The sequence below is a fragment of the Clostridium sp. CAG:43 genome (genome assembly GCF_000434655.1).
Taxonomy (GTDB): domain Bacteria; phylum Bacillota; class Clostridia; order Lachnospirales; family Lachnospiraceae; genus Otoolea; species Otoolea fessa.
Genome location: NZ_FR895096.1, coordinates 28835 through 35424, shown reverse-complemented (window position 1 = coordinate 35424; position 6590 = coordinate 28835). Strand labels below are relative to the sequence as shown.

The 6590-nt window shown below is 50.8% G+C and carries 5 protein-coding genes; 1 reads left to right on the top strand and 4 read right to left on the bottom strand.

Going from position 1 to position 6590, the window contains the following annotated elements:
• A partial coding sequence (locus tag QVO97_RS08300) for a M23 family metallopeptidase (protein ID WP_288189407.1) occupies positions 1 to 542 on the top strand: 542 nt, incomplete at its 5' end.
• A gap of 100 nt (positions 543 to 642) precedes the next feature.
• On the opposite strand, the gene QVO97_RS08295 is transcribed toward QVO97_RS08300, so the two are convergent.
• From QVO97_RS08295 to ilvD, 4 genes are all read right to left on the bottom strand, one after another.
• On the bottom strand, positions 643 to 1806 hold the full coding sequence (locus QVO97_RS08295) for a phosphoglycerate dehydrogenase (protein WP_022359875.1): 1164 nt from the start codon (positions 1804 to 1806) through the stop codon (positions 643 to 645).
• A 140-nt stretch (positions 1807 to 1946) separates the two neighbouring features.
• Positions 1947 to 3032 (bottom strand): 3-phosphoserine/phosphohydroxythreonine transaminase, encoded by a 1086-nt coding sequence (gene serC / locus QVO97_RS08290; protein WP_022359874.1) that lies wholly within the window; start codon positions 3030 to 3032, stop codon positions 1947 to 1949.
• A 54-nt stretch (positions 3033 to 3086) separates the two neighbouring features.
• The gene (gene ilvB, locus QVO97_RS08285) at positions 3087 to 4769 is read right to left on the bottom strand and encodes a biosynthetic-type acetolactate synthase large subunit (RefSeq protein ID WP_022359873.1); all 1683 of its coding nucleotides are present in this window, start codon (positions 4767 to 4769) and stop codon (positions 3087 to 3089) included.
• Between the two features lie 103 nt (positions 4770 to 4872).
• Entirely contained in the window at positions 4873 to 6549 is a 1677-nt protein-coding gene (gene ilvD / locus QVO97_RS08280) for a dihydroxy-acid dehydratase (protein ID WP_022359872.1), read from the bottom strand.
• Between the last annotated feature and the right edge of the window lie 41 nt (positions 6550 to 6590).

Sequence of the window (6590 nt, the reverse complement as noted above, 5' to 3'; positions counted from 1 at the left end):
AAAACTTTCCCTACAGCCACTATGACGATTTCGGTGTCTCCCGCAGCTACGGTTACCGGAGACGGCATCTCGGGCATGATATGATGGGGCAGACGGGAACGCCTGTGATTGCTGTGGAATCCGGGCGCGTCGAGGCGCTCGGCTGGAACCAGTACGGCGGCTGGCGCATCGGCATCCGCAGCTTTGACGGGAAACGATACTACTATTATGCACATTTACGCAAAGACTACCCCTACCAGTCAAACCTGAAAGAGGGCAGTCTCGTCACCGCCGGGGACGTGATCGGTTATCTCGGGCACACCGGCTACAGCAGCACTGAAAACACCAACAACATCGCTGAACCGCACCTGCATTTCGGATTGCAGCTCATTTTTGACGAATCCCAGAAAGAAGGAAACAACGAAATCTGGATTGACTGCTATGAACTGATCCGTTTTCTGGCGATAAACCGCTCCGAAACTGTCAAAAAAGATGGCACTAAGGAGTGGACGCGTGTTTATGAAATGAAAGACTCCAGTCTTGAGCAATTTTCCACCCAATGACAAAAACAGCCGAAAAAGGTGAGCCAAAACCACACTTTCTCCGGCTGTTTTCAGCAGAACTACCTTATACGATATAATCCGCCATTTTTATGTTCACTTATTATTTGATCACGCGCACGCGCATCATACCCTGAATAGCTTTCAGCTTCTCAATCGTCGCCGCGTCTGCCTTGGTCTCCAGATCAACCAGCGTATATGCGTATTTATCACGGCTCTTGTTCGTCATGTTTGCGATGTTCATGTCAGTCGATGCCAGGATCGAGGAAATCTGTCCGATCATGTTCGGCACGTTCTTATGAAGAAGTGCAAGACGACCTACGGTTGTGCACACGCCCATATCGCAGTTCGGGAAGTTGACGGAATTCTTGATATTACCATTGTCCAGGTAATCCATCAGCTCTTTGACTGCCATCACGGCACAATTATCCTCGGATTCTTCTGTGGATGCGCCCAGATGTGGGGTTGCGATGACGTTCGGCATCTGCATTACTTTTGCATTCGGAAAATCGGTGATATAGCGTTTTACACGACCGGAAGCCAGCGCCTCTGCCATATCGTCGTCATTTACCAGAAGGTCACGCGCAAAGTTTAAGATAACCACGCCGTCCTTCATCTGTCCCAGGCTGTCTTTGTTGATCATCTGGCGGGTGCTGTCAAGCAGCGGTACATGAACGGTGATGTAATCGCATTCCTGATAGATCGTATCAACAGATGTGATGTGCTTTACGTCTCTGGAAAGCATCCACGCTGCCTTGACAGAAATGAACGGGTCATAGCCGTATACTTCCATGCCAAGCGCTGCAGCTGCGTTTGCAACCTCTGCGCCGATGGCGCCCAGTCCGATAACACCAAGCTTTTTGCCGCGGATCTCATGACCGGCAAATTTCTTTTTCGCCTTCTCCATATCTTTGGAGATATTTTCATTGTCCTTCTGCTCCTTGCACCAGTCGATGCCGCCGACTACGTCTCTGGCTCCCAGCAGCATGCCAGCCAGCACCAGCTCTTTGACACCGTTTGCATTGGCGCCCGGTGTATTGAATACGACAACACCAGCCTCCGCACACTTGTCAAGCGGAATGTTGTTGACGCCCGCTCCGGCACGTGCAACGGCACGCAGTCCCTTCGGAAGTTCCAGATCATGCATGGCAGCACTGCGGACCAGAATGCCCTCTGCCTCCGCCAGGTTGTCAGTCATCTCATAATTTTCGGTCAGTAAGCCGGTTCCCAGCTTGGAAATCGGGTTCAGGCAATGGATTTTTCTCATTTTTTAACTCTCTTTTCTTTCAAAATTTCAAATCTTCCCATACGCGGGCTGTTTTTGTTTTAAAAAGTCCACTGCTGCAGCAGAAAGGAACGGATTCCCCCTCCCTTTCGCCGCAGCAATGGCATAAATTTTAAAATTGACTAATTTGTATGTTTTTTCTCAAATTCACGCATGAAAGCAACTAATTTCTCAACGCCCTCGATCGGCATTGCATTGTAGATGCTGGCACGCATACCACCGACGGTACGGTGACCTTTTAAGTTCACAAAACCTGCCTCTTTGGCTTCCTTGACAAACAGGGCATCCAGATCTGCATCGCCGGTGACGAACGGTACGTTCATCAGGGAACGATCCTTTTTCTCAACGGTACCCTTGAAGAGCTTGCTCTCATCGAGGAAATCGTAAAGGATCTTCGCCTTCTTCTCGTTGCGCTCCTTCATGGCACTTAAACCGCCCATTTTCTTGAGCCATTTAAATACCTTGCCGCACATATAGATGGTGTATGTAGGCGGTGTGTTGTACAGAGAGTCATTGTCTGCGTATGTTTTGTAGCGCAGCATGGTTGGTGTTCCCGGAAGAACATCCTCGGTGATCAGATCCTCGCGGATGATGACGATCGCCATACCAGCCGGACCTACGTTCTTCTGGACACCGCCCCAGAGAATACCAAACTTACTCACATCGATCGGCTCTGACAGGAAACAGGAGGAGATATCTGCTACCAGTGTCTTGCCCTTGGTGTTCGGAAGCTCGTGGTATACGGTTCCGTAAATAGTGTTATTTAAGCAGATATACACGTAATCTGCGTTCTCATCCACCGGAAGGTCCGAACAATCCGGGATGTAGGAAAAGGTCTTGTCAGCGCTGGATGCAATCGCGTTGGCAGTACCAAACATCTTTGCCTCCTGATATGCTTTCTTTGCCCACTGTCCGGTGATGATGTAATCCCCCACCTTATTTTTGAACAGGTTCATCGGAACCATGGCGAACTGCATATTGCCGCCGCCCTGTACGAATAATACTTTGTAATTGTCCGGAATCTGCATCAGTTCGCGCAGATCCTTCTCTGCATCATCAATGATGGCCTGGAAATCCTTGGAGCGGTGGCTCATCTCCATGACGGACATACCGCTGCCCTGATAATCCAGCATCTCTGCCGCTGCCTCTCTCAGTACCTCCTCCGGAAGCACTGCCGGACCTGCCGAAAAGTTATAGACTCTGCTCATAATAAATCTCCTCCTGTCTTACACAAAAATGTGATAATTGCCCCCATTTTACAACTATTCGATGCGTAAGTCAATCTCATCAAACGCTTCCTCGATCGGTTTTCCAGCCGGAACCATCGGGAATACCTTGTCATCGCTGCCGATCTGGCACTCGATCATAACCGGGATATTTAAGCTGATCGCCTCGCGCAGCACCGGCTCCACATCCTCTTTCTTCGTGATACGGTATGCTTTCGCGCCCATGCCCTCTGCCACCTTGACGAAATCCATCTGATCGTAAAGCTCCGTCTGGGAATAGCGTTTTCCATAGAACAGGGTCTGCCACTGGCGCACCATACCCAGAACATGGTTGTTAAATACAACCTCGATAACCGGAATGTTGTAGCGGGTTGCCGTCGCAATCTCGTTCATGTTCATACGGAAACAGCCGTCTCCGGCAATATTGATAACCGTCTTATCCTTACAGCCCATCTTCGCACCAATCGCTGCGCCCAGACCGTAGCCCATCGTGCCCAGACCGCCGGAGGTCAGAAGCTGTCTCGGACGTTTGTATTTATAATACTGTGCCGCCCACATCTGATGCTGTCCGACATCGGTACAGATGATCGCATCGCCTCCGGTTACCTTGTAGATCTCTTCCATGATATACGGACCGGTCAGAACTTCCTTGTTGTAGCGGAGCGGGTACATATCTTTCAGACGCTCAATGTGGCTCAGCCACTCGTCATGGTTCATCGGATCCAGACGCGCGTTTAGCTTACGCAGAATAATCTTGACATCACCAATAATGCTCGCATCGGTCTGGATATTTTTGTTGATCTCCGCCGGATCGATATCTATGTGTAAAATCTTTGCATTGCTTGCAAAATGGTTCGGATCGCCCACAACACGGTCACTGAAACGCGCGCCTACAACGATCAGCAGATCGCACTCTGCCACACCGAGGTTGGATGTCTTGGTTCCGTGCATACCGATCATACCGGTATAAAGGACATCGGTTCCGTCAAATGCACCTTTACCCATCAGGCTGTCTCCCACCGGCGCCTGAACTTTATGTGCAAATGCACTTAATTCATTGGCAGCATCTGACGCCACTGCACCGCCGCCGACGAAAATAAACGGTTTTCTCGCCGCCTTGATCATCTCGATCGCCTTTTCCATGTCTTCCTCACGGATTAGCTCTGTCTCGCGCTCGATCGGCTGCGGTTCCTTCGGCTCGTACTCGCAGGCCGCTGCCGTCACATCCTTGGTGATATCCACCAGAACCGGACCCGGACGGCCACTCTTAGCAATCACGAACGCACGACGGATCACATCTGCCAGCTTCGTGACATCCTTTACGATAAAATTATATTTCGTGATCGGCATGGTAACACCCAGAATGTCGATCTCCTGGAAGCTGTCTTTTCCAAGAAGCCCTGTCGTTACATTACAGGTGATGGCTACCATCGGAATGGAATCCAGGTTAGCCGTTGCAATACCCGTAACCAGGTTTGTAGCTCCCGGACCGGATGTCGCCATACACACACCGACCTTACCGGTTGCTCTCGCGTAGCCGTCTGCCGCGTGGGACGCTCCCTGTTCATGAGAGGTCAAAATATGGGTGATTTCATCCTTGTGTTTATAAAGTGCATCATAAATGTTGAGGATCGCGCCGCCCGGATAACCGAACACCGTGTCTACCCCCTGCTCTTTCAAGCATTCAATGACAATCTCTGCTCCTGTCAATGTCTTCATCTGTCTAACCTGCTTTCCTTCCTTAAACCATTTTAAATGCATATACTCCCGGGCTTTCATCAACCGCAAAAGCGGGGCTGAAAAACTCCGAGAGTACATATGATTACTTCTGTGTCTTCGGAACCTCCAGGATTGCGCCCCGGTTTCCGCTCGTTACAAGCGCTGCATAACGTGCCAGGTATCCGGTCGTAACCTTCGGTTCTCTCGGCTGCCATTTCTTTCTTCTCTCTGCCAGCTCCTCGTCGGATACGAGTACGTTCAGGGAGTTATTGTTGATATCGATGGAAATAATATCGCCTTCCTCAACCAGCGCGATCGGTCCGCCGACTGCCGCCTCCGGAGAAACGTGTCCGATGGATGCACCTCTGGATGCGCCGGAGAAACGTCCGTCTGTGATCAGAGCTACGCTGGAACCAAGTCCCATACCTGCGATGGCAGAAGTCGGGTTCAGCATCTCACGCATGCCCGGACCGCCCTTCGGTCCCTCGTAACGGATGACAACAACATCGCCAGCCACGATCTTGCCGCCCTTGATCGCTGCAATCGCGTCTTCCTCACAGTCAAACACACGCGCCGGTCCCTGATGTACCAGCATCTCCGGTGCAACGGCAGAACGTTTTACAACGCCTGTATCCGGTGCCAGGTTTCCTTTCAGGATCGCAATACCGCCAGTCTGGCTGTACGGATTGTCGATCGGTCGGATAACCTCCGGATTCTTGTTGACACAGCCCTTGATATTCTCGCCAACGGTCTTGCCGGTTACGGTCATGCAGTCCAGATTCAGAAGGTTCTTCTTGGACAGCTCATTCATAACCGCATACACGCCGCCTGCCTCGTTCAAATCCTCCATGTAGGTCGGACCTGCCGGCGCCAGATGGCACAGGTTCGGGGTGCGCTTGCTCATCTCATTGACCAGCTCCATGTTCAGGTCTACGCCTGCCTCATGTGCAATCGCCGGAAGATGCAGCATACTGTTGGTAGAACATCCGAGTGCCATATCCACGGTCAGTGCATTTAAAAATGCCTTTTCTGTCATAATATCTCTCGGACGGATGTTTTTCTCATACATCTCCATAACCTTCATACCAGCGTGTTTTGCCAGTTTGATTCGCTCGGAGTAAACTGCCGGGATCGTACCGTTGCCCTGAAGACCCATACCGAGTACCTCTGTTAAGCAGTTCATGCTGTTGGCGGTGTACATACCGGAACAGGAACCGCAGGTCGGGCAGACCTTACATTCGAATTCTTTCACATCTTCTTCCGTCATGGTGCCTGCTGCGTAGGAACCAACTGCCTCGAACATGCTGGAAAGACTTCTCTTCTGTCCCTTTACATGACCGGCTAACATCGGACCGCCGCTGACAAATACAGTCGGTACATTGACGCGGGCTGCTGCCATCAGAAGTCCCGGTACGTTTTTATCACAGTTTGGAACCATAACCAGCGCATCGAACTGATGTGCCAGCGCCATACATTCGGTGGAATCTGCGATCAGATCACGGGTAACCAGGGAATATTTCATGCCGATATGTCCCATAGCGATACCATCACAGACTGCGATCGCCGGAAATACAACCGGTGTTCCGCCAGCCATCGCTACGCCCAGCTTCACGGCATTTACAATCTTGTCCAGGTTCATGTGTCCCGGAACAATCTCATTATAAGAACTTACGATACCGACGAGAGGTTTGTTCATCTCCTCTTCCGTCATACCGAGTGCATTAAACAAAGAACGGTGAGGTGCCTGCTGCATCCCTTTTCTTACTGCATCACTTTTCATCTTTTCGTCTCCTTCTATCTCTTTCGACGACCTCCGCCCCT

What these genes read in the sequence shown, in the direction of transcription:
- QVO97_RS08295 (WP_022359875.1), bottom strand. Translation starts at nt 1,806, where the DNA reads ATGAGAAAAATCCATTGCCTGAACCCGATTTCCAAGCTGGGAACCGGC.
- serC (WP_022359874.1), bottom strand. Translation starts at nt 3,032, where the DNA reads ATGAGCAGAGTCTATAACTTTTCGGCAGGTCCGGCAGTGCTTCCGGAG.
- ilvB (WP_022359873.1), bottom strand. Translation starts at nt 4,769, where the DNA reads ATGAAGACATTGACAGGAGCAGAGATTGTCATTGAATGCTTGAAAGAG.
- ilvD (WP_022359872.1), bottom strand. Translation starts at nt 6,549, where the DNA reads ATGAAAAGTGATGCAGTAAGAAAAGGGATGCAGCAGGCACCTCACCGT.